This window comes from Salinisphaera sp. RV14 (genome assembly GCF_052044135.1).
Lineage (GTDB): Bacteria > Pseudomonadota > Gammaproteobacteria > Nevskiales > Salinisphaeraceae > Salinisphaera.
In genome coordinates this window covers 71,934-94,373 of record NZ_JBQDYF010000001.1, presented here as the reverse complement: position 1 = coordinate 94,373, position 22,440 = coordinate 71,934, and the positions used below count along the sequence as shown (strand labels likewise).

23 protein-coding genes are annotated in these 22,440 nt (G+C 65.5%); 16 read left to right on the top strand and 7 right to left on the bottom strand.

The genetic code is table 11. From position 1 onward, the window contains the following. Nucleotides 1–114 precede the first annotated feature (114 nt). The 7 genes from arnB to arnF are packed head-to-tail and all read left to right on the top strand — an operon-like array spanning nucleotide 115 to nucleotide 7,534. Nucleotides 115–1,278, top strand: a complete 1,164-nt coding sequence (gene arnB / locus ACS8Y6_RS00440; protein WP_440854799.1) for a UDP-4-amino-4-deoxy-L-arabinose aminotransferase — start codon at nucleotides 115–117, stop codon at nucleotides 1,276–1,278. Next, nucleotides 1,271–2,254 (top strand): glycosyltransferase, encoded by a 984-nt coding sequence (locus tag ACS8Y6_RS00435; protein WP_440849601.1) that lies wholly within the window; start codon nucleotides 1,271–1,273, stop codon nucleotides 2,252–2,254. Before arnB ends, ACS8Y6_RS00435 begins: the two co-directional genes overlap by 8 nt. After that, nucleotides 2,251–4,248 (top strand): bifunctional UDP-4-amino-4-deoxy-L-arabinose formyltransferase/UDP-glucuronic acid oxidase ArnA, encoded by a 1,998-nt coding sequence (gene arnA / locus ACS8Y6_RS00430; protein ID WP_440854798.1) that lies wholly within the window; start codon nucleotides 2,251–2,253, stop codon nucleotides 4,246–4,248. Before ACS8Y6_RS00435 ends, arnA begins: the two co-directional genes overlap by 4 nt. Continuing rightward, nucleotides 4,244–5,155: a 4-deoxy-4-formamido-L-arabinose-phosphoundecaprenol deformylase gene (gene arnD / locus ACS8Y6_RS00425; RefSeq protein WP_440849632.1), complete on the top strand. Its 912-nt coding sequence runs from the start codon at nucleotides 4,244–4,246 to the stop codon at nucleotides 5,153–5,155. The genes arnA and arnD overlap by 5 nt, the downstream gene beginning before the upstream one ends. Then, entirely contained in the window at nucleotides 5,142–6,803 is a 1,662-nt protein-coding gene (gene arnT, locus ACS8Y6_RS00420; RefSeq protein WP_440854797.1) for a lipid IV(A) 4-amino-4-deoxy-L-arabinosyltransferase, read from the top strand. The genes arnD and arnT overlap by 14 nt, the downstream gene beginning before the upstream one ends. Before the next feature lie 3 nt (nucleotides 6,804–6,806). Next, complete coding sequence (gene arnE / locus ACS8Y6_RS00415; RefSeq protein WP_440849604.1) at nucleotides 6,807–7,145, top strand: 4-amino-4-deoxy-L-arabinose-phosphoundecaprenol flippase subunit ArnE; 339 nt, start codon at nucleotides 6,807–6,809, stop codon at nucleotides 7,143–7,145. Beyond that, the gene (gene arnF / locus ACS8Y6_RS00410; protein ID WP_440849605.1) at nucleotides 7,124–7,534 is read left to right on the top strand and encodes a 4-amino-4-deoxy-L-arabinose-phosphoundecaprenol flippase subunit ArnF; all 411 of its coding nucleotides are present in this window, start codon (nucleotides 7,124–7,126) and stop codon (nucleotides 7,532–7,534) included. Before arnE ends, arnF begins: the two co-directional genes overlap by 22 nt. A 40-nt stretch (nucleotides 7,535–7,574) precedes the next feature. On the opposite strand, the gene ACS8Y6_RS00405 is transcribed toward arnF, so the two are convergent. From ACS8Y6_RS00405 to ACS8Y6_RS00385, 5 genes are all read right to left on the bottom strand, one after another. After that, on the bottom strand, nucleotides 7,575–8,633 hold the full coding sequence (locus ACS8Y6_RS00405) for an alpha-hydroxy acid oxidase (protein ID WP_440854796.1): 1,059 nt from the start codon (nucleotides 8,631–8,633) through the stop codon (nucleotides 7,575–7,577). A gap of 96 nt (nucleotides 8,634–8,729) precedes the next feature. Continuing rightward, nucleotides 8,730–9,686, bottom strand: a complete 957-nt coding sequence (locus ACS8Y6_RS00400; RefSeq protein ID WP_440849607.1) for an ABC transporter substrate-binding protein — start codon at nucleotides 9,684–9,686, stop codon at nucleotides 8,730–8,732. 51 nt (nucleotides 9,687–9,737) lie between these two features. After that, nucleotides 9,738–10,730, bottom strand: coding sequence for an ABC transporter permease (locus tag ACS8Y6_RS00395; protein ID WP_440849608.1), 993 nt, complete (start codon nucleotides 10,728–10,730; stop codon nucleotides 9,738–9,740). A 36-nt stretch (nucleotides 10,731–10,766) separates the two neighbouring features. Then, nucleotides 10,767–12,311, bottom strand: coding sequence for a sugar ABC transporter ATP-binding protein (locus ACS8Y6_RS00390; RefSeq protein ID WP_440849609.1), 1,545 nt, complete (start codon nucleotides 12,309–12,311; stop codon nucleotides 10,767–10,769). Between the two features lie 256 nt (nucleotides 12,312–12,567). Next, nucleotides 12,568–13,326: a FadR/GntR family transcriptional regulator gene (locus tag ACS8Y6_RS00385; RefSeq protein ID WP_440849610.1), complete on the bottom strand. Its 759-nt coding sequence runs from the start codon at nucleotides 13,324–13,326 to the stop codon at nucleotides 12,568–12,570. Nucleotides 13,327–13,473: 147 nt separating this feature from the next. Here ACS8Y6_RS00385 and ACS8Y6_RS00380 point away from each other — a divergent pair, with 147 nt between their 5' ends. The 7 genes from ACS8Y6_RS00380 (at nucleotide 13,474) to ACS8Y6_RS00350 (ending at nucleotide 19,303) form a co-directional block, all read left to right on the top strand. Continuing rightward, a complete protein-coding gene (locus tag ACS8Y6_RS00380) occupies nucleotides 13,474–14,211 on the top strand; it encodes an SDR family oxidoreductase (RefSeq protein ID WP_440849611.1) in 738 nt (245 codons plus the stop codon). A 32-nt stretch (nucleotides 14,212–14,243) separates the two neighbouring features. Beyond that, nucleotides 14,244–15,086 carry a fumarylacetoacetate hydrolase family protein gene (locus ACS8Y6_RS00375; protein WP_440849612.1) on the top strand — a complete coding sequence of 281 codons (843 nt, stop codon included), beginning with the start codon at nucleotides 14,244–14,246 and terminating at the stop codon, nucleotides 15,084–15,086. After that, nucleotides 15,083–16,363 (top strand): L-fuconate dehydratase, encoded by a 1,281-nt coding sequence (locus tag ACS8Y6_RS00370; protein ID WP_440854795.1) that lies wholly within the window; start codon nucleotides 15,083–15,085, stop codon nucleotides 16,361–16,363. Before ACS8Y6_RS00375 ends, ACS8Y6_RS00370 begins: the two co-directional genes overlap by 4 nt. Before the next feature lie 9 nt (nucleotides 16,364–16,372). Next, nucleotides 16,373–17,215 (top strand): amidohydrolase family protein, encoded by an 843-nt coding sequence (locus ACS8Y6_RS00365; RefSeq protein WP_440854794.1) that lies wholly within the window; start codon nucleotides 16,373–16,375, stop codon nucleotides 17,213–17,215. A gap of 9 nt (nucleotides 17,216–17,224) precedes the next feature. Continuing rightward, nucleotides 17,225–17,995, top strand: a complete 771-nt coding sequence (locus ACS8Y6_RS00360; protein WP_440849615.1) for an SDR family oxidoreductase — start codon at nucleotides 17,225–17,227, stop codon at nucleotides 17,993–17,995. A 96-nt stretch (nucleotides 17,996–18,091) separates the two neighbouring features. Continuing rightward, nucleotides 18,092–18,799 (top strand): MgtC/SapB family protein, encoded by a 708-nt coding sequence (locus ACS8Y6_RS00355; RefSeq protein ID WP_440849616.1) that lies wholly within the window; start codon nucleotides 18,092–18,094, stop codon nucleotides 18,797–18,799. A 36-nt stretch (nucleotides 18,800–18,835) separates the two neighbouring features. Continuing rightward, nucleotides 18,836–19,303 (top strand): nuclear transport factor 2 family protein, encoded by a 468-nt coding sequence (locus tag ACS8Y6_RS00350; RefSeq protein ID WP_440854793.1) that lies wholly within the window; start codon nucleotides 18,836–18,838, stop codon nucleotides 19,301–19,303. Between the two features lie 159 nt (nucleotides 19,304–19,462). On the opposite strand, the gene ACS8Y6_RS00345 is transcribed toward ACS8Y6_RS00350, so the two are convergent. Continuing rightward, nucleotides 19,463–19,786, bottom strand: a complete 324-nt coding sequence (locus ACS8Y6_RS00345; protein WP_440854792.1) for a hypothetical protein — start codon at nucleotides 19,784–19,786, stop codon at nucleotides 19,463–19,465. A 372-nt stretch (nucleotides 19,787–20,158) separates the two neighbouring features. Here ACS8Y6_RS00345 and ACS8Y6_RS00340 point away from each other — a divergent pair, with 372 nt between their 5' ends. Then, nucleotides 20,159–20,368, top strand: a complete 210-nt coding sequence (locus ACS8Y6_RS00340; RefSeq protein WP_440854791.1) for a hypothetical protein — start codon at nucleotides 20,159–20,161, stop codon at nucleotides 20,366–20,368. Nucleotides 20,369–20,395: 27 nt separating this feature from the next. Here the strand turns inward: ACS8Y6_RS00340 and ACS8Y6_RS00335 are convergent, their stop codons facing one another. Next, entirely contained in the window at nucleotides 20,396–20,779 is a 384-nt protein-coding gene (locus ACS8Y6_RS00335) for a DUF2267 domain-containing protein (RefSeq protein WP_440854790.1), read from the bottom strand. Nucleotides 20,780–20,893: 114 nt separating this feature from the next. Here ACS8Y6_RS00335 and ACS8Y6_RS00330 point away from each other — a divergent pair, with 114 nt between their 5' ends. After that, the gene (locus ACS8Y6_RS00330) at nucleotides 20,894–22,402 is read left to right on the top strand and encodes a DHA2 family efflux MFS transporter permease subunit (protein WP_440854789.1); all 1,509 of its coding nucleotides are present in this window, start codon (nucleotides 20,894–20,896) and stop codon (nucleotides 22,400–22,402) included. The last annotated feature ends 38 nt before the right edge of the window (nucleotides 22,403–22,440 follow it).

Genomic DNA, 22,440 nt, shown 5'->3' with positions numbered 1-22,440 from the left:
CCGGGCGGTCGCCGGTGCGCCTGGTGCGCTGCGCGGCGTTGCGGGAAACAGGGTTAACTTTTATTTGACGCCAAGGCACTACCATGGCGATCAGATTACTGCTGAGGTTGAGACGTGGGGCCAGATTTCGATTCGGACTTCCTCCCGTTCTCCCGCCCTTCGATCGGCGAGCGGGAGATCGAGGCCGCGAGTACCGTACTGCGCTCGGGCTGGATTACCACCGGGGCCAGGAATCAGGAACTGGAAGCGCTTTTCTGCCAGCGATTCGGCAGCCGCCATGCGGTCGCGGTGTCGTCGGCGACCGCCGGCATGCACGTCACACTGGCGGCGTTGAACATCGGCCCGGGCGATGAAGTCATCACCCCGTCGCAGACCTGGGTATCGACGATCAATCTCATCTGCCTGCTGGGCGCGCGCCCGGTTTTCGTGGACGTCGATCGCGATACGTTGATGCTCGATGCCGAGCGTGTGGAAGCCGCGATCACCCCGCGCACCAAGGCCGTGGTGCCGGTCCATTACGCCGGCGCGGCGGTCGATATCGATCCGATTCGCCAACGGGCCGAACGCCACGGCATCGCCGTGATCGAGGACGCGGCACACGCGCTGGGCACCCGCTATGCCGGCCGCTGGATCGGCGAGACCGGAACGGCCATCTTTTCCCTGCATGCGATCAAGAACGCGACCTGCGCCGAGGGCGGGGTCGTCGTGACCGACGACGCCACACTCGCCGACCGGGTGCGCAGCCTGAAATTTCATGGCCTGGGCGTGGATGCCTACGACAGGCAGAGCCACGGCCGCAAAGCGCAGGCGGAAGTCATCGAGCCCGGCTACAAGTACAATCTGGCGGACATCAACGCGGCCATCGCCATCGTGCAGCTCGATCGGCTTGCCGATATGAATGCGCGCCGCGCCGCGCTCGCCGCACATTACGCGGCGTGGTTGGCGCGAACGCCGCTGCAGCCGCTGGCCGTGCCCGCCCATACCGAAACGCACGCCTGGCACCTGTTGATCGTGCGTGTGGACGAAAACAGCTGCGGCATCGATCGCGCCGGCTTGATGGGGCAACTGCAGGAACAGGGCATCGGCACCGGCATCCACTTCAAGGCCGTGCACCGACAGAAATATTACCGGGAACGCTTCAGCGGCCTGAGCCTGCCGAATACGGAATGGAATTCGGAACGCCTGGTGAGCCTGCCCCTGTTCCCGGACATGACCCACACCGACGTCGACCGCGTGGGCGCGGCGTTGCACCACATTCTGGATATCGATCGTGCGTAGCCGTCATCCCATCGCCTGTGTTTCGGTCGTCATTCCGGTGTTCAACGAGCGCCCGGGGCTGGAAGAACTCCTGCGCCGTACCCTGGCGGCCTGCGAGGCGCTGGGCCGGTGCTACGAGATCATCCTGGTGGACGATGGCAGTCGCGACGGTTCGCCCGGCGTGCTGGCCGAAGCCGCCCGCGAGCATGCCCAAGTCATCGCGGTGATACTCAACCGCAACTACGGCCAGCATGCCGCGATCATGGCCGGATTCGAACAGGCCCGGGGCGATCTCGTGGTCACGCTCGATGCCGACCTGCAGAATCCGCCCGAGGAGATCGGCCGACTGGTCGAGGCCGCCGATCGCGGCTACGACGTCGTCGGCACAGTACGCGTGGATCGCCAGGACTCCCGGGCGCGGCGCTGGGCTTCCCGGCTGATCAACTACGCGGCCAAACGTTCGACCGGCGTGGACATGCACGATTACGGCTGCATGCTGCGCGCATACCGTCGGCATATCGTCGAAGCCATGCTGGGTTGCCACGAGCGCAGCACCTTCATCCCGATCCTGGCCAACAGCTTCGCGCGCGATACCACGGAAATCGAGGTCAACCACGAAGAACGCGGCTACGGCGAGTCCAAGTACACGCCGCTGCGCTTGATCCATCTCATGTTCGATCTGGTCACCTCCATGACCACGGCGCCGCTTCGTTTGCTGAGCATCCTGGGCGGTGTGATCGCCTTCTGTGGTTTTCTGCTCGCCGCATTACTGATCGTGACCCGTATTCTGTTCGGCGCCGCCTGGTCCGGGAATGGTGTTTTCACCTTGTTCGCCATTCTGTTCGGCTTCGTCGGTGCCCAGTTCATCGCCATGGGCCTGCTCGGCGAGTACATCGGACGCATGTACCACGACGTCCGGGCCCGGCCCCGTTATTTCGTCCAGGAAGTCGTGCGTAGCAACGCGCCGGCCAGCCCGTCAGAGGGAGAAGAATCGTGAAGGTCGTCGTATTCGCTTATCACGATATCGGTTGTACCGGTATTCGCGCGCTGGTCGAGGCGGGCTTCGATATCGCGGCCGTGTTCACCCATGCCGACGCCCCCGGCGAGGTGCCGTTCTTCGAATCCGTGGCACGCCTGTGTGCGCGGCTCGACATTCCGGTGCATGCGCCGGAAGACGTCAACGGCCCGTTCTGGGTCGAGCATATTCGCGCGCTCGCGCCGGACTACATTTTTTCCTTCTACTACCGAAACCTGCTCAGCGCCGATATTCTGGCGATTCCGGGCGAGGGCGCCTACAACCTGCACGGTTCATTGCTGCCGGCCTATCGCGGCCGGGCCCCGGCCAACTGGGTCCTGGTCAACGGCGAGCCGCGCACCGGGGTAACGCTGCACCAGATGATCAAGCGCCCGGATGCCGGCCCGATCGCCGCCCAGCGCGAGGTCGCCATCGATGCCGACGAAACCGCGCTGTCGCTGCACCGCAAGCTCAACGCCGCGGCCCAGGCACTCCTCGCGGACTGCCTTGCCGATTTTCGCGCCGGCCGCGTGACGCTCGCGCCGCAGGACGAGACCACGGCCAGTTATTTCGGCCGCCGCACACCCGCCGACGGCGAACTCGACTGGCAGCTGCCCGCCGATCGGCTCGAGCGACTCGTACGCGCGGTGACCGCACCCTACCCGGGGGCGTTTTCCTTTGCCGGCGATCGCAAGCTGTGGGTCTGGGAGGCGGCGGTTGTCGAGACCACGGACCAGCAAGCCCCGGCCCCGGGAACGGTCGTATCGGCGAGCCCGCTGCGTATCGCCTGCGGCGAAAACCTGCTGGAAATCCGGTCCGGCCAGGCCAGTGGCGGGCTGCCGGTCGGCGGCGCCCAGCTCGCGCGTGAAATGGGGCTGGTCGCCGGCATGCAGCTCGGTCCGCGCGACAGAACCGTCGTACGGCAAAAGCCACGCACCAAGGTATTGATTCTCGGCGTCAACGGCTTCATCGGCAATCATCTGGTGGAAAGACTGCTCGCCGATGGCGGCTATGAAGTCTATGGCATGGATATCGGCAGCCATACCATCGCCCGTTTCCTGGACCGGCCGCATTTTCATTTCGTCGAAGGCGACATCGGCATTCATCATGAGTGGATCGAATATCACATCAAGAAGTGCGATGTGATTCTGCCGCTGGTCGCCATCGCCACGCCGATCGAGTACGTGCGCAACCCGCTGCGGGTGTTCGAGCTGGATTTCGAGGAAAACCTCCGGATCGTGCGTTACTGCGTGAAATACGGCAAACGCATCGTTTTCCCCTCCACGTCCGAAGTCTACGGCATGTGCGAGGACGACAAATTCGATGAGGAAACATCCAGGCTCGTGGTGGGCCCGATCAACAAGCAGCGCTGGATCTATTCGACCTCCAAACAGCTGCTCGACCGCATCATCTGGGCCTACGGGGAGAAAGAGGGGCTGGCGTTCACGCTGTTCCGCCCGTTCAACTGGATGGGGCCACGGCTGGACAGCCTGGATTCGGCCCGCATCGGCAGTTCGCGCGCGATCACGCAGCTCATCCTCAACCTGGTCAGCGGAACGCCGATTCAGTTGATCGACGGCGGCGCGCAGCAGCGCTGCTTCACCGATATCGAGGACGGCATCGAGGCCCTGTTTCGTATCGTCGAGAACAAGGGCGGGCGCTGCGATGGCCGCATCATCAATATCGGCAACCCCGACAATGAAGCGAGCATCCGCGAACTGGCCGAGCTGCTGGTCGACCGCTTCGACCGGCATCCCCTGCGCGATCGATTTCCGCCGTTCGCCGGCCTTCACGTGACCGAGAGCCAGGCGTACTACGGCAAAGGCTACCAGGACGTCTCGCACCGGCGGCCCAGCATCGACAACGCCCGGCGCCTGCTGGACTGGACGCCCACCATCGCGCTGGAGGAGACCGTCGAGAAAACGCTGGACTTTTTCCTGACCGGGGTCTTCGAAGACCCGAACACGGATGATTGACGCCGGCCTGCGCATCGATGTCGACACCTTTCGCGGCACGCGCGACGGCGTGCCGCAGCTTTTGCGGACGCTGGACAAACACCACCTGCGCGCGACATTTTTCTTCTCGGTCGGGCCCGACAACATGGGCCGTCATGTCTGGCGTCTGTTCAAGCCGGCGTTCCTGCGCAAGATGCTGCGTTCGGATGCGGCCGCGCTGTATGGCTGGCCCATCCTGCTGGCGGGCACGGCCTGGCCGGGGCGCCGGATCGGGCACGGCCTGGCCGACGTCATTCGCAGCGCCGACCGGGCCGGCCACGAGATCGGCCTGCATGCCTGGGATCATCACGGCTGGCAAGTCAACGTGGATCGCCGGCCGGCACGCTGGCTGGACCGGGAAATCGAACGCGGGACACAGGCGCTGGCCGATATCCTCGGCCGGGACGTCGACTGTTCCGCCACCGCCGGCTGGCGGACCACGCCGGCCGTGATCGAAGCCAAGCAGCGCTTCGGTTTTCGCTACAACAGCGATTGCCGGGGCCACTCGATCTTCCGGCCACGACTGACCGACCACAGCCTCGGCGCACCGCAGATCCCGGTGGATCTGCCGACCTACGACGAACGCGCCGGAGGCGATGTGGATGCCGCGGCCTTCAACGACCTCTTACTGGACCGGATCCGCCCGAACCGGCTGAACGTGTATACCGTGCATGCCGAGGTCGAAGGCGGTGTGCTGGCCGATGCGTTCGACCGCTTGCTGGCACGCGCGCACGAACGCGGCATTCGATTCCGCCCGCTCGGCGAGCTGCTCCCGACGGATATGGCGGGCATACCGCCGGGCCGGATCACCCCGGGGCCTATCGAAGGCCGGGAAGGATGGTTGGCACACCAGGCGCCCGAGGACGCAAACAACGATGCGGCTGAATAAATGGAGCGTGGCCCTGTTCTTCGGGCTGTTCTATCTGTTTCCGAGCGCCACCCGTGGGCTCTGGATCCCCGACGAGGCCCGCTATGCGGAAATCAGCCGGGAAATGCTGGCCACCGGTCACTGGATCGTGCCCCACCTGCTGGGTCTGCGTTATTTCGAAAAGCCCGTCCTCGGGTACTGGCTGAATAATCTGTCGCAGCTGATCTTCGGCCACGACAACTTCGCCGTTCGTTTTGCGTCGGTGGCGGCGACCGCGGCAAGCGCGGCCCTGGTGGCCTGGCTGGCGCGCCGTTTCTGGCACTCGGCGCAAACCGCCGTCGCCGCGTCGCTGATCTACCTATCGATGCTGCTGGTCTACGGCGTCGGCACCATGAGCGTGCTCGATGCCATGTTTTCGTTCTGGATGACCGCCGCCATGGCGACGTTCTGCCTGTGCCTGGACGCGCGGACCCCCAGAGCCCGCATCGCGCGCTATATCGTGTTCGGCCTGGCCTGCGGCGCCGGTTTTCTGACCAAGGGGTTCATCGCGCTGGCCCTGCCGGTGGTGGCGATCCTGCCGTACATGATCTATCGGCGACGCTTCGCCGAATTGGTCGTATACGGCCCGGTGGCCGTCATCGCGGCCGCCGTGATCAGCGCGCCATGGGCGATCTGGATTCAACTGCTGGCGCCGGATTACTGGCGCTACTTCTTCTGGGTGCAGCACATCAAGCGCTTCGCCGGCGCCCATGCCCAGCACGCGGGGCCGGTCTGGTATTACCTGCCCCTGCTGCTGGCAGGGAGCCTGCCCTGGCTGGGGGTCGCCCCCGTCACCTGGTGGCACGCCTGGCGCGAACGGCGCGAAGCGCCCGAATTCATTTATCTGCTGTGCTGGCTGCTGTTCCCGCTGCTGTTTTTCAGCGCGGCCAAGGGCAAGCTGCCGACCTATATCCTGCCCTGCTTCGCGCCCCTGGCCCTGCTTGCCGGCCACGGCGTGATGGCGGCGGTGGACCGCGCCGCGACCCGGGTGCTGCGGGTCAACGGTGCCATCAATATCGTTTTCGGCCTCATCGGTGTGGGCGCGGTGTACTGGCTATCGCGGCCCGATCAACATATCTACGGCGCCGGCGACACCGGGGCGCTCGCGCTCGGCCTGGTCAGCTTCGCCGGCTGGAGCCTGTTCGGCCTCGTGCAGCTGCGCTGGCCGTTGCGCGGATGGGCGGCAGCCGCACTCTGCCCGGGCGTGCTCGCGCTTTTGCTGGCCTGGGCCCTGCCGCAGTCGGTTATCGATGCCAAGCAGCCAGGCTGGTTCATCAACGCGCACGCGCCGGCGTTCACGCAGGCGGTCGATGTGCTCACCAACGACGACGGGGTCGCCTACAGTCTGGCCTGGGCGCTGGATCGCAGCGACATCAAGCTGCTGGATAATCGCGGCGAACTGGCCTACGGCCTGGATTACCCGGATGTCCCCACCGACAAGAACATCGCCCGCGATGCCTTCCCCGGCTGGCTGAGAAAGACGCGCCATAAAGGCAAGGTCGTCCTCCTGCTCAAGTTTCATCGCCGGAGGACAACGCCGGCGCAATATACCCGCGACTTCCCGCCCGGCTATAAACTCACCGCCGCGGGCGATTTCATTCTGCTCGTCTACCCGCCGACGACGACCTGAATCATGACCTATGTCCTGATCGTGAGCGTGCTGGTATGCGCCGGCCAGCTTTGTCAGAAGCAGGCGGTGGAAGGCTGGCGGGACCGGGCGATCCCGCTGTCGATCAAGCTCCGTTCACCATGGCTGTGGGCCGCACTGGTCTTTCTGGGCCTGGGCATGATGATATGGCTGCTCGCGCTCCGAGTCCTGCCGGTGGGCGTGGCCTATCCCATGCTCAGCCTTAATTTCGTCTGGGTCACGCTGGCCGCGCGTTTCCTGTTCAACGAACCGGTGGGTTGGCAGCATGGGGCCGGCATCGCGTTGATCATCGCAGGTATCTCATGTCTCGCGCCGGCGTTGTAACAGGCTTCCAGTTGGCCGGCGCCAGCATCGCCCTGGTCACCTATGCCCAACTGGCGCAGAAATGGGGCATGGCGCACCTGCCGCCGCTGCACTATGCCGCCTGGGTCGGGGCGGACGGCGCGGCATGGGCCGAGGCGCTGTTTTTCGTGGCGTCCGGCCTGCTGGCCTACCTGCTGTCCATGGCCTGCTGGATGGGGGCGCTGGCGTACCTGCCCCTCAATCGGGCCTATCCGCTGCTGGGCCTGAGTTATGCACTGGTTTATCTGGCCAGTACAGCGCTGCCCTGGTACCCGGATTCGATCTCGGCGCGGGGCATACTCGGCGTGGGGCTGATCGGCGCGGGGGTCGTGTTGATCAATCTGCGTCGCTCGCCGCGTGATATGCCTTGAGAAATCGGCGGGCCGCCCACTCGAAACAGAACCCGTGATTTCAACGACGCACCGCGGCCAACAGGCTCGGATCCGCGCCCGGGCGACGCATGCCCGCCAGTTGCATGGCTTCGACCAGTTCCTCGCCGAGGGCATTCAGCTCGCACACCACCCGCTCGCGCCCGCCGGCCGCCAGCGCCCATAACGGCGGGCGCCCCAGGAACACGGCGCGCGCCCCCATGGCCAGCGCTGTCAGCACATGGCGCCCGGAGCGGATCCCGCCGTCGACATAGACCTCGGCGCGCTCGCCGACCGCCGCGACCACATCGGGCAGGCAATCCGCGGTGGCCGCCGCGCCGTCGAGCTGACGCCCGCCATGATTGGAGACCCAGATCGCCGCCGCCCCGGCCGCGATACAACGCTCGGCGTCATCCGTGCGCAGAATGCCCTTGACCACCACCGGCAGCCCGGTGCGCTCACGTAACCAGGCGATATCCGCCGGGCCGAGATCACGCGCCTTGGCGTGCCCCGGCCGGCTGCCGTAACCGGGCTCGAAATTGACCTGCAGCCAATCGTCGGCGGCGATCTCCCAGATCGTCTCGGCGCCGTCGTCGTCCTTGTGCGCCACCACCGGCGTATCCGCGGTCAGCACGATCGCGCCGGCGCCAGCGGCCACCGCCCGTTCCAGCAGCGGCAGCGCGGCCTGCCGATCGGCCGGCAGATACGCCTGCAGCCACCAGGCGACCCCGGTTTCGGCGATTGCTTCGAAGCGGGTGCCGGCGTTGCTCGAGACCGTCAGCAGACTGCCGACATCGGCGACCGCCGCGGCCATGGCCCGTTCGCCATCGGGATCCGCCGCCCGCTGGAAGGTGCTCGGGGCCACGGCGATCGGCGTGCGAACGGGGGTGCCCAGCAAGGTCGTGCCGGTGTCGATCCGCGACACATCGGTCAGCGCGCGCGGCAGCAGACGCCGGGCCTCCCAGGCGGTCACTGCCTCGGCCGCGGACACCGATGCACCGGAGCCCTGACGGAAGTAGCGGGCAACGGCAACCGGCAGCCGGGCTTCGGCTTCTTCGGCCAGCGCCTGTATGCGACGAATACTGATCACGGCCTCCGGCATGACATGGACGGCGAACTCGATAATCCATGCCCGCCACGAGACGTGCAATATGGAAGCGCCACGGCGCGGGCTGCGCCGCGCCGTGGCGCGATCCCTCTACTGATAGAGATTCTTCTGAATCTTAGGCTGATCCATATTGGATTTGTCGTACCAGTAGAAACCGGTATCGATGGTCTTGGGCACGCTCTTGCCGTGGATGACCTTGAGTGCGGTGTCGACCATGTCGCGGCCCATGCCGACCGGGTTCTGGGTGATCGAACCGGTCAACACGCCGTTCTTGATCGCATCGATCTGGGCCTTGCCCGAGTCGAAACCGATCGCGACGATGTTTTTGCGGCCGCTTTCCTTGAGCCCGAGCGCCATGCCTTCGGCCGAGGCCTCGTTGGACGCGAACATGCCATCGAGATGCGGGTGCGACGAAAGGATCGCCTTGGTGATGTCCGCGGCCTTGGACATGTCGCTGTTGCTGTATTGCGGGCGCAGCATCTTGATGTTCGGCGCGTTCTTCTTCATCCAGTTCATGAAGCCGTCGCGTCGATCCGTGCCCGACACGCTGGTCTGGTCGTGGATGATCAGCCCCACCGTGCCCTTGTCGTGCAGCAGCTTCGCCATGTGCCTGGCGGCTTCCGCACCGGCGGCCTTGTTGTTCGTGGCCACGGTGGATACCGGCACATTGCTCTTCACGCCGGAGTCGAAGGCGATCACGGGAATGCCCTGGCTCTTGGCCTGCATCATCATCGGCGCGGCCGCCTGGCTGTCGAGCGCGGCGAAGCCGATGGCATCCGGATGCTTGTTGAGCACGGCGCTGAGCTGATTCATCTGGATAGCGACATCCGACTCGGTCGGCGGGCCTTCGAAAGTGATGCGCGCGCCTTTTTTCTGCGCCTCTTGCTCGGCCCCGTGCTTCACGGCCTGCCAGTACTGCTGCGAAAAGCCTTTCGAGACGATCGCGATATAAGGTTTGCCGCTGTCGGCGAGCGCCGGCGCCGCGGCACCGACCGACAGGGCAAGCCCGGCGGCTGCGGCGAGCAGCGCGGATCGAATAGGGGTCATGATCTCCTCCGTTTCGTTCTTGTGGACGTTCTGGTCTGGCGCGGACGCGGCTCAGGCCGCGGCGTTGCGCCGGAAATTATCGAGATAGACAGCCGCCAGAATGACGACACCGAGGATCACCGTCTGCCATTCCTGCGGCACCGAGATGATCTGCAGACCATTGGTGAGCACGGACATGATCAGCGCGCCGATGACCGTGCCGAGGATCGAGCCCACACCGCCAAACAGCGAGGTGCCGCCGATCACCACCGCGGCGATGGCTTTCAGCTCGTAGCCCATGCCGAGCGCCGGCTGGGCCGAATTCAGCCGGGCCGAGATCAACACCCCGGCCAGGCCGATGAACAGCCCGCCGAAGCTGTAGATCAGGATCTTCCAGCGCCGCGTGTTGATGCCCGATAGCGCGGTGGCGTCCTCGTTGCTGCCGATGGCATAGGTATAGCGCCCGAACACGCTCTTGTTGAGGATGATCGCCGCGATAATCGCGACCGCCGCCCACAACAGTACGGCGTTGGGGATGGCCAGACCCGGGATGATGCTGCCGTTGGACAGCATGTAATAGCTCGGCGTGTTGCTGAAGTAGATCGGCGCGCTGCCCGAGATCACCAGCGCCAGCCCTTCGGCGACCAGCATCATGGCCAGCGTGGCGATGAACGGCGGGATCTTGAGCACGGTCACGTTGAAGCCGTTGACGAAGCCGATCAGGCCGCCGAAGAGTACCGTCAGTACCACCCCGAGCGGCATGGGCAGGCCCCAGTGGGTGATGAACACACCGGACATGACCGCGCACAGCGACATGCCGGTGCCCAGCGACAGATCGATACCGGCCGAGATGATCACGAACGTGGTGCCGATCGCCAGCGTCCCGATGACCACGGTGGCCAACAGGATCGACATCACGTTGGCGAAGGTCAGGAAATTCGGGCTGGCAAAGGAAAAGAAGGCAAAGATCAGGATCAGCCCGGCAAAAGCCAGAAACTGCTGGAACTTGCCGCGCAGCCCGGGCGGCAATCGCCCGGCACCCGCCGGTGTGTCCTTTTCTGCCATAGACGTGTTTCCCCTGGCGGTACTCATCATCCCTCCTCAGGCGGTCTCGGCCGCAGGCGACGACGACAACGTGGCGTAGTGCATGACTTTTTCCTGATCGGCATCGTCGGCATCGAGCACCGCGGTCAGCCGGCCTTCGCACATCACGGCGATCCGGTGCGACATGCGCAGCACCTCCGGCAGCTCCGACGAGATCATGATGATCGACTTGCCGTCGGCCACCAGATCGTTCATCAGCCGGTAGATCTCTTCCTTGGCGCCGACATCGATGCCGCGGGTCGGCTCGTCGAAGATCAGAATGTCGCAGCCCTTGAGCAGCCACTTGGCGATGACGACCTTCTGCTGGTTACCGCCCGACAGATTCTTCACCGGCTGGCGGATCGACGGGGTCTTGATGCGCAGCGATTCCACCAGTTGCCGCGAACGCTCGGCCATCGGCCGGTCGCGCACCATGCCGCCGGCGGAAAACAGGTCGGTCACGGTGCCGAGCGTGATATTGAATTTCACATCCTGCTCGAGCAGCAGGCCGAGCCGCTTGCGATCCTCCGACAGATAGCCGATCCGATGCTTGGCCGCCTCTGCCGGACTGCCGATACGAATGCTTTGCCCACGCAGGAAAATCGTGCCGGACTCGATCCGGTCGGCGCCGATCAACGCGCGCGCCACTTCGGTACGCCCGGCGCCCATCAGGCCGGCAAAGCCGAGAATCTCGCCCTCGCGCAGGTCGAAGGATACGTCCCGCAGCAAGCCGCGCGTCGACAGCCCTTGCACCCGCAGCAATTCGGCGCGGTCCGGCCGCACATGCTCCGGCCGGTGTTCGCCTGAAACCGAGCGCCCCACCATCATGGCGATGATCTCGTCCATGTCAGTGGTCGCCACCGCGCGCACCCCAACGTTCGCGCCGTCGCGGATCACCGAAACCCGGTTGGCGATCACCTTCAGTTCTTCCATGCGGTGCGAGATATAGATCACGCCCATGTCCGGCGTCATGAAATGCCGGATCAGCGCGTGCAGCAGCGAGACCTCGTTGTCGTTCAGGGCGGCCGTCGGCTCGTCCATGATCAGGACTTTGGGTTTTTGCATCAGCGCCTTGGCGATCTCGACCATCTGTTGATGCGCGACCGTCAAGTCACCCACGATCTGGCGCGCCCCCAGCGGCAGCTGCAGTTCGTCGAGATGGGCCTGGGCGCGGCGATTCAGCGCGCGGTGATCGAGCCAGCCCCAGCGCCGCGGCTCGCGGCCGATGAACAGGTTCTGGGCCACGGTCAGATGCGGAATCAGGTTGAATTCCTGATGGATGATGCCGATACCGCGCGCCTGGGCATCGGCCGGGCCGGTGAGATGCAGCGTCTCGCCTTCGAGCACGATCTCGCCGGCATCCGCGGTGTGGATACCGCTGAGCAGCTTCATCAGCGTCGACTTGCCGGCCCCGTTCTCGCCGGCCAGCGCCAGGACCTCGCCCGGATAGAGCTCGAGATCGACGCCGGACAAGGCCTGCACGCCGGGGAAACCCTTGCTGACACCGCGCATCGACAGCAGCGGCATGGCACCCGCCGTATGCGCTGCATTCGATGACGTCATGTCTACTCCCTGTCTAGCGCGGCTTGTCTGGAACGGCGTATCCGGCCCTGGCGACTTCCGTGTCGATGACATTGCGGGCCGGCCGACGCGTCTGTGCGTCAGTTGCCGTGCGGAACGCCCCTGTCTTCGATTGAAGCAAACGTCCAATGGCCTGACCTTTATACGTTAGTGGCACGTCCCGTCCTCGACTCGCGGTTTTGCCGCGCACGGGGCAGCCGCCGTGCTTGTCCCCGGACAAGCCGGCACCGGCGGCGCCTCATTCGGAAAAGAACACCCCGAGCACGTGATCCAGATGTTTCTCCATCGCCTGGCGGGCGCCGGCTTCGTCGCCCGCCGCGATGGCCGACACGATCCGCTCGTGATCCGTCTGCGAGCGGTTCCACATCCGGTTTTCCATGTAGTAGGCCTGCAGCCGGCGGAACATCACGCCGTATTGATGGCCCAGCAGATGCTTGATGAGCAGGGCATAGGCGGCGTTGTTCGAGGCCTCGGCGATGCGGATATGCAACAGCCGGTCGCCGACGAAGCGATTGCCGCCGGGTTCGCGGTTGTCCTCGATGTTGCGATCCAGCGCGTCGCGCAAGGCCGCCAGATCGTCGGCATCGGCGTTCACGGCCGCGAGCGCGGCGGTTTCCGGTTCGATGTGGCGCCGCGCCCGAAGCAACGCGAACGGCGGGATCTCCTCGTCGAGGTTGAGCTCGACCTCGCTGGCGAATTCCGGATCGATCCGCCACGGCTCGCTCCGGGCCGCCGCCCGCATCACCGGCTCGGCCGAGGCATGGCTCGAATCCAGCACCACCACGCCGTGGCCGACACGAACCTCCACGTCGCCGACCACTTCCAGCGCGATCAGCGCCTCGCGTACCGAAGCCCGGCTCACGCCGAGCTGCTGCGACAGCTCACGCTCCGGCGGCAATCGGGTGCCGGGCGGGAACTCGCCGTCGCGGATCAGTCGCTGCAGCTGATCGGCGATCTGGCGGTACAGACGGGTTGAACGGACAGCGGCGATGGGCACGTGACGGCTCCGGACACGGAATCAGACAAAAGTTCGAGCCCAAACCGGCATCGCGAAGATTGCCAGCGGGCCACGGTCACTCTACGCTTGGCTCATTGGCCTGACCAATAGGCCGTTGGATGTAGAGCAACTGCCGGGAGAGGTGCAATGCAGCGACTGGAAAACAAGACGGCGCTCATTACCGCCGCCGCCCAGGGTATCGGCCGGGCCACGGTAGAGCGCTTTCGCGCCGAGGGCGCGCGGGTGATCGCCACCGATATCGACATCGGCCCGCTGGCCGGCGAAACCGACATCGAGACCTACCCGCTCGATGTCACCGACCCGGAGGCGATCACCGACCTGGCCTCGGTGCTGCCGCCGCTGGACGTGCTGTTCAACTGTGCCGGCATGGTGCCGAGCGGCGACATCCTGCATTGCGGGCGCTCCACCTGGCAGCGCACCTTCGATCTGAACGTCACCTCGATGTTCGACATGATCCGCGCCTTCATCGGTTACATGCCACCCGGCAGCAGCATCATCAACATGGCCTCGCTGGCCTCCAGCGTGAAAGGGGTACGCGAGCGCTGCGCCTACGGCGCCAGCAAGGCCGCGGTGATCGGTCTGACCAAGTCGGTGGCCGCCGATTTCATGACCGCCGAGATCCGCTGCAACGCCATCTGCCCGGGCACAGTCGATTCGCCGTCGCTGCGCGAACGCATCGCCGCCCAGGCCGCCGCCGAAGGCCGCAGCGAGGCTCTGGTGCGCAATGAGTTCATTGCCCGTCAGCCCATGGCCCGGCTCGGCACCCCGGACGAAATCGCCGCGCTGGCCGCATTTCTGGCTTCCGACGAATCCGCCTTCATCACCGGCACCGCCCAGCTCATCGACGGGGGCTGGGCGAACTAGCCGGACCTTTTCTCTGATTCAAGGAGCGCTTTGTGAAACTGCTCAGATACGGCCCACCGGGCCAGGAAAAACCCGGTGTGATCGATGCCGCCGGCACGATCCGCGATATTTCCTCGCTGGTGGACGATATCGCCGGTGACATGCTCGCCCCGGACTCGCTCGACCGGCTGCGCCGGCACGATCTGACGAGCCTGCCGGCCGTCGACCCGGACACCCGCCTCGGCCCCTGTGTGGGGCGGGTCGGAAAATTCATCTGCATCGGCCTGAACTATTCCGACCATGCCGCCGAAACCGGCGCCGAGGTACCGCCCGAGCCGGTGATTTTCAATAAATGGACCAGCGCGATCTGCGGACCCAACGACGATATCGAGATCCCGCGCAATTCGCACAAGACCGACTGGGAAGTCGAACTCGGCGTGATCATCGGCCGCGGCGGGCGTTATATCGAACCCGAGGCGGCGATGGATCACGTCGCCGGCTATTGCGTGGTCAACGATGTCTCCGAGCGTGAATTCCAGCTCGAACGCAGCGGCACCTGGGACAAGGGCAAGGGTTGCGACACTTTTGGCCCGATCGGCCCCTGGCTGGTCACGCGCGACGAGATCGCCGATCCACAGCAGCTCGACATGTGGCTGTCGGTGGACGGCAAGACCTACCAGAACGGCAGTACCTCTACGATGGTTTATGAGGTCGCCTACCTGGTGTCCTACCTGTCCCGCTTCATGAGCCTGCAGCCCGGCGACATCATCTCGACCGGCACCCCGCCAGGCGTCGGCGCCGGCCAATCGCCGCAGGTCTTCCTGCGCGCCGGCCAGCAACTCCGGCTCGGCATCGAAGGCCTGGGCGAGCAATCCCAGCATACGGTGGACGCATGACCCGAATCGTCGACATGCGCGTGATCGACGTGCGCTTTCCCACCTCCGAGCAACTCGACGGCTCGGATGCCATGAACCCGGACCCGGACTATTCCGCGGCTTATTGCATCCTGGAAACCGATACCGCAGGTCTGGAAGGCCATGGACTGACCTTCACTATCGGCCGCGGCAACGAGCTGGCCTGTGCCGCGATCGAATCGATGCGGCATCTGGTGATCGGCCTCGATCTGGCGGATATCGCCGCCGACATGGGCGCGTTCTGGCGCCGTGTGACCGGCGATAGCCAGCTGCGCTGGATCGGCCCGGAGAAAGGCGCGATCCATCTGGCGACCGCCGGGGTGGTCAATGCGGTCTGGGATCTCTGGGCCAAGTCCGAAGGCAAGCCGGTGTGGCGGCTGGTGGCCGAGATGTCGCCGGAAGAGATCGTGCGTTGCATCGATTTCCGCTACATGACCGACTGCATTACACGCGACGAAGCGCTCAAGCTGCTGTGCGAACGCGAACAGGGCAAGGCCGAGCGCATCGCCGCGCTCGAAGCCCATGGCTACCCCTGCTACACCACCTCCGCCGGCTGGCTCGGCTACAGCGAGGACAAACTGCGCCGGTTGTGCCAGGAAGCGGTCGACGAAGGCTACAACCACGTCAAACTCAAGTGCGGCGGCAATCTCGAGGACGACAAGCGCCGGGTGACCATCGCCCGCGAAGTGATCGGCGAGGATCGCGCGCTGATGATCGATGCCAACCAGATGTGGGAAGTCGACGAGGCCATCGACTGGGTCAACGCACTGGCCTTTGCCCGCCCGTGGTTCATCGAGGAACCGACCAGCCCGGACGACGTCGAGGCCCATCGCGCGATCAGGCGAGGCGTGGCCCCGGTCAAGGTCGCCACCGGCGAGATGTGCCAGAACCGTGTGCTCTTCAAGCAGTTCATGATGCGCGAGGCGATCGACGTGGTGCAGCTCGATGCCTGCCGTCTCGGCGGCGTCAACGAAGTGCTGGCGGTGCTGCTGATGGCCGCCAAATACGAATTGCCGGTCTGCCCGCATGCCGGCGGCGTCGGCCTGTGCGAATATGTCCAGCATCTGTCGATGATCGATTATCTGTGTTTCTCCGGCACCACCGAAGGCCGCGTGACCGAATACGTCGATCATCTGCACGAGCATTTCGTCGACCCCTGCGTGGTGCGCAATGCGGCCTATAGGCCACCCAGCGCGCCCGGCTATTCCGGCGAGATGAAAGCGGAGTCGCTCGAGCAGTATCGCTTCAAGGGCCACTGAGCACCCCTCATGATCATCGACGCGCATCAGCACTTCTGGCGTTACGACCCGATCCGGCTGGACTGGATCGGCCCCGGCATGGAAGAGCTGATGCACGACTGGTTGCCGGTCGATCTGGCCAGTCCGATGGCCGAAACCGGGATTGATCGCACAGTCGCCGTACAGGCCACGGGCGACGAAGCGGAAACCGCCTTCCTGATGGAACAGGCCGAGGCCGAGGACTGGATCGCCGGCGTGGTCGGCTGGGTCGATCTCGCGACGGCGGACGCCGACGAACGCATCGCCGACTGGCAACAGGCCGGCCCGCTGGTCGGCCTGCGCCACCAGATCGAAGGCGACCCGGCGCGCCTGGACGACCGGGCCTTCGATGCCGGCGTGGACGCCGTGCAGCGCCGCGGGCTGGTCTATGACGTGCTGGTCAATCACCGCCAGCTCGGTGATGCCGTCACCTTCTGTGCCCACCACGATCGACACACGCTGGTACTCGATCATCTGGCCAAACCGGCGATCCCCGGGGCAGAAGCCGACTTTGCCGCCTGGCGGCGCGCAATGGCCGAACTGGCTGCGATGCCCCATGTCGCGGTCAAGATCTCGGGGCTGGCGACCGAGGCCCAGGCCGCGCCGGGCGAACCGCCGGATATCGACGGCATTCATCGGCATCTGGATACGGCGCTGGCACTTTTCGGCGAGGATCGGCTCATCTTTGGCTCCGACTGGCCGGTCTGCCAGTTGGCGATGACCTACGGCGACTGGTTCGCGCTGATCGATGCCTGGGCCCGCGCCCAGGGCGCCGATTGCCACGCCAGGCTGTTCGGCACCAATGCTGCGTCGATCTATTCGCTGAAGCTATAGGAAGGCCCCGTGGATCTGGAACTCACCGACAAGGTCGTGATCGTCACCGGCGGGCTGGCCGGCATCGGCGGCGCCATCAGCCGGCGGCTGGCCGCCGAGGGCGCGATTCCGGTGATCGTCGATCGCGGTGAAGATGCCGCCTTCGTCGAGGCACTCCAGGCGACCCAGCCCCGCACCCGGCATATCGCGGCGGATCTGACCGATGAAACCGCCTGTCGCGAGGCCGTCTCGGCGGCCGCCGAAACCGGCCCCGTTTACGGCCTGGTCAACAACGCCGGGGCCAACGACGGCGTCGGCCTGGGCGCCGGTCTGGCCGCATTCCGGCAGTCGCTGGATCGCAACCTGCTGCACTACTACCTGATGGCACATCTGTGCGAGGGCGATCTCAAGGCCAGTCGTGGCGCGATCGTGAACATTGCCTCCAAGACCGCGCTGACCGGCCAGGGCGGCACCAGCGGTTATTGCGCGGCCAAGGGCGCGGCCCTCGCGCTGACCCGCGAATGGGCCGTCTCGCTGGCCGAACACGGCGTGCGCGTGAACGCGGTGGTGCCGGCCGAGGTCGCCACGCCCATGTACGAACGCTGGCTGGAAACCTTCGACGACCCGGCCGCCGCCCGCGAACGCATCACCGCGCGTATCCCGCTCGGCCGCCGCATGACCCGGCCCGAGGAGATCGCCGACAACGCGGTGTTCCTGCTCTCGCCGCGCGCTGCACATACCACCGGGCAATGGGTGGTGGTCGACGGCGGCTATACCCATCTCGATCGGGCGGCCACGTAACCCGGCGAACCGGCCACTCTTATCGAAGCCAGCCGATAGCGATATCTTGAAGGCACAAGCCACGACCGACGGCCCCTTTCGAATATCGCCCCCTCCATGAGCATCACCCACTTTCTTTTTCCGGACCCGGGCGGCCAGGGCTGGCTGCAGATCGGCGAGCTGGCGCTGGCCTTCGTGCTCTCCTCGCTGATCGGTCTGGAGCGCGAATTCCGCATGAAAAGCGCCGGCCTGCGCACGCATACCCTGGTGGGCGTCGGCGCGGCGCTGATCATGCTGGTGTCGAAATACGGTTTCGGCGATGTGACGGGCGGCGCCCATGTCTCGTTCGACCCGTCACGCGTGGCCGCCCAGATCGTCTCGGGCATCGGCTTCATCGGCGGCGGGCTGATCTTCGTGCGCGGCGATGCGGTGCGCGGGCTGACCACCGCCGCGGTGGTCTGGCTGACCGCGGCCATCGGCATGGCCTGTGCGGCGGGCCTGCCGGTGCTGGCCATCATCGCCACAGCCGCGCATTTCACCGCCGTTTATGTCTATACGCCCTTCAACCGCCGCGTGCTCTATCGCGGCTTCGTGGTCCAGTTGACCTACCGGGCAGGCGAAGATGTAATGCACCGGGTGTTCAAGCGCTGCGCGGAACAGAAATTCACTATCGACGACATTTCCATGCCCGATCCCTCCAACGAGGGCGGCACAGCCCGCGCCACCCTGCACGTCATCGGCCGCCCGGCGACCCAGCAACTGCACATCGCGCTCGGCGAGATCGCCGGGGTGACCTCGGTGCGCATCGAAAACGACGACGACTGATCGCCCGAGCACCTGTCTTGCCGGAGAACCCAGACCATGGAAACCAAGCCGCCGCTCCCTCCCTTCACGGCCGAAACCGCAGCCAAAAAAGCGCGCCTGGCCGAAGACGCCTGGAACACGCGCGATCCGGACAGGGTGGTGCTCGCCTATACGCCGGATAGCCGGTGGCGCAATCGGGCGGAATTCATCGACGGCCGCGCCGAGATTCATGCGTTTCTCACCCGCAAATGGCAGCGCGAGCTGGAATATCGCCTGATCAAGGAACTCTGGGCCTTCGATAACAACCGCATCGCCGTGCGTTTTGCCTATGAATTCCGCGACGGCTCCGGCCAGTGGTACCGCGCCTACGGCAACGAGAACTGGGAATTCGACGCCAACGGCCTGATGGCCGTGCGGCTGGCCAGCATCAACGATCTTCCGATCACCGAATCCGGGCGGCTGTTTTTCTGGCCCCAGGGCCGGCGCCCGGACGACCACCCGGGGTTGAGCGAACTCGGGCTCTGATTTCTATTTTCCCAAGGCATTTATCCGCAGATCGACGCAGATTAACGCAGATACCATGTGCGCCTTGTGACCGGCGTCGATCCGCCTTCCTTTGTGCATATCTTCCAGCACGCCATGGGTCGGGAAAAGCGGGAAATGCTCTGGAGCACCGCGCCCAAGTCATTGACGTGTCACCTGACACGCGCAGGATGAATGGCCATGGCGCAACCCGCCCCCGGGGTCATCTTGTCGTTTCATGTCATCGCCGGCATGTTTCATATTCAGGGCTATTCGCCGGACGGCGATTCGATCCGTTTTGCCGCGGACCGCGAGCAGGCCTGGGACGTGCTTTCCGGGCGCCCGGCGACGCCCAACGCACGCGGCCACGTCCAGCTCCGACTGGAAGCCATCGACACGCTGGAAACCCATTACCGCGGCCACCATCAGCCGCTGAAATACGCCGAAAAAGCCGCGCATGAACTGTTCGCGGCGCTCGGTATCCACGACGTGAATGGGACGCCAATCACTACAAAGTCACGAGCGCCGACGATAACGTGCCCGGTTTCATTCTGGCACGGACCACCGGCACCTATGGCCGGCCCGTCTCGTTCGCCTTATCCGCCGACGCCGGCAAACAACTCGGGCTCACAGACGGCGGCGAGCACTTCGTCACGTCCGACGACCTCTCGGCCACGGCCAATGCGGCGCTGCTCAACCAGGGCCTGACCTACCCGACGTTGTATACCAGCCTGTTCCACGATCTGCGCACCCGTTTCGCCGAGCAGACACGTGCTGCCCGCAACGCCGAACGCGGCCTGTGGCCGGCCGATCGCACCAACGCCGGTGTGACTTCTGGCCGCGATCACCGAAGACGCCGTGATCCTGCCCAAGCTGTTCCGTCGCCTGATCGAATATCTCGGCACCGGCGGTACGGTGAAGGGGTTCAAGGCGTATCTGGCGCGCAATCCGGATCGGGTGATGGTGCTGCCCCAGGCGCATTCCACGCATCTGGACAACCTGATCGAACAGAATGGCAGCACCGTGCGCCTGACCGAGCCGCCGGAGCAACTCGTCTTCGCCGAGTAGTGCCGCGCACGGCCGGCAGGCTCCGGATTAGTGCAAAAGCTGATCCAGCTCGCTCGGCAGATCCAGCGCCACGGCTTCGGCCTCGCCGTCGCTGAGCGCTTTATCCAACGTCCGGATTACACTGGCGACGAGTTGCCGCGTATCCCGGCTGGGCAACTCGGTCCGGAATTCGACCTTGCCATGGAAATCGTCGAGCGAAATCGGAACGTAGGACGTATCCGACCGCGCGCCGCCGGCGCGGATCGCGTCCGCGATCTCGTCGGGCAGTTGCTCGGCCATACGCGCGGTCTGGTCCTTGGGCAGCTGCTCGCACAGCGAATCCAGCGTGATCAGCGTGCACTGATGCACCACGTCCGGCGCCAGTTGCGGGCAATCTTCGTAAACATGGGCGATGAATCGATCGGTCTGCATAAGCTCCCTCGACTCCGCTTGGTAACAAGTGTTGCCCTCAGCATGGGGGCAACGACGCCGCTCGAATATGGTGGCAAACCCTGAGTTCGCGCGCCGGTGGCGTTAGAATGCCGCATGTCCTTGCCCCGCGACGACGCTCGAAACCGGCGCTGGCCGCTCGCCCTGACGGTCTTGATGGGCACCATCGCCGTGGTCCTGAACGCGACCGTGATCAACGTAGCGATCCCGCCGATCATGGCCCACTTCGGCCTGAGCCAAGCCGGCGCGCAATGGATTTCGACCGGTTTTCTGGCCGCCATGACCGCGGCCATGCTTGCCAGCGCCCGGGTGATCGAACGCCTCGGGCAACGACGCACGTTCACCCTGGCCCTGTCGGTCTTCCTGGTGGCATGCCTGGTGGCAGCCGCGAGCCCGAGTGCCGGGGTGCTGATCGCCGCCCGCGTGGTGCAGGGGGCCACCGCCGGCATCATCCAGCCGCTGGCGCTGGTGGTGATCTTCGACAGCTTCGACGACGCCGAACGCGGCCGGGCGCTCGGGCTCTACGGCATGGGCGTGGTGCTGGCACCGGCGCTGGGACCGACCATCGGCGGCGTGCTGATCGACTGGCTGTCTTGGCGGGCCGTGTTTCTGCCGTCGATTCCGTTCTGCCTGCTGGGGCTGGCGGGCGGCTGGCGCATCCTGCCGCGCGAACGCAGCAGCCAGCGCGAACCCTTCGACTGGCTGGGCTTCGGGCTGCTCGGCGCCGCACTCGTACTGCTGCTCACGGGTCTGACCGAGCTTTCGGAATACGCCACGCTGCGCGGTAGCCTGGTGACCGGGGCCGGTGTCGTGTTCGGCGCCGGCTTCGTACTCCGGCTGGTCACCTCGCCCCACCCGCTGATCCGGCTCACCGTGTTCGCCTACCCGCGCTTCGTGCTCGCCAGCGGCATCGCCGCGCTCTACGGTGCCGGCTTGTACGCCTCGACCTATCTGGTGCCACTACTGGCCCAGAGCGTGCAACGCCTTTCGCCGAGTGCAACCGGACTGGTGATGATGCCGGCCGGGCTGACACTGCTCGCGATCTTTCCGATCGGCGGCCGCCTGGCCGATCGATTCGCCGCCCACTGGCTCAATATCGTCGGCTGCGGCGGTTTCGCCCTCGGCACACTGGGCCTGGCGCTGACTGATCCGTCGACCCCGTTCTGGCTGCTGGCGGCACTGGTCGCCGTTGGCCGCATGGCGCTCGGCATCATGATGCCGGCGCTCAATATCGGCGGGCTGCGCGGACTGCCGACCGACCTCACCCAGCAGGGATCGAGCGTGATCAGCTTCGCCCGCCAGCTCGGCGGCACGCTGGGGGTGAACCTGTTCGCCCTGCTGCTGGAAATCCGCGCCGCGCATCATCTGGGCGGCCGGGTCGACCTGCGTTCGCTCTACCAGGGTCAGGCGCCGTCGGCACGGACGCTGGCCGATATCACCCAAGCCTTTCACGACACCTTCGTCGTATTCAGCATGCTGTTCTGCGTCGGCGTCGGGTTGGCGATCGCCATGGGCATACTGCATCGGCAAGAGCGCCGCCAGCACGCGCACGCACCGGCACGCGGCGAGTCGGCCTCGAACGCCGGGCGCGACAACGAGGCCTGAGTCGATGGGCCGGTCATGCGCTCGGCTGGGCGTCAGGC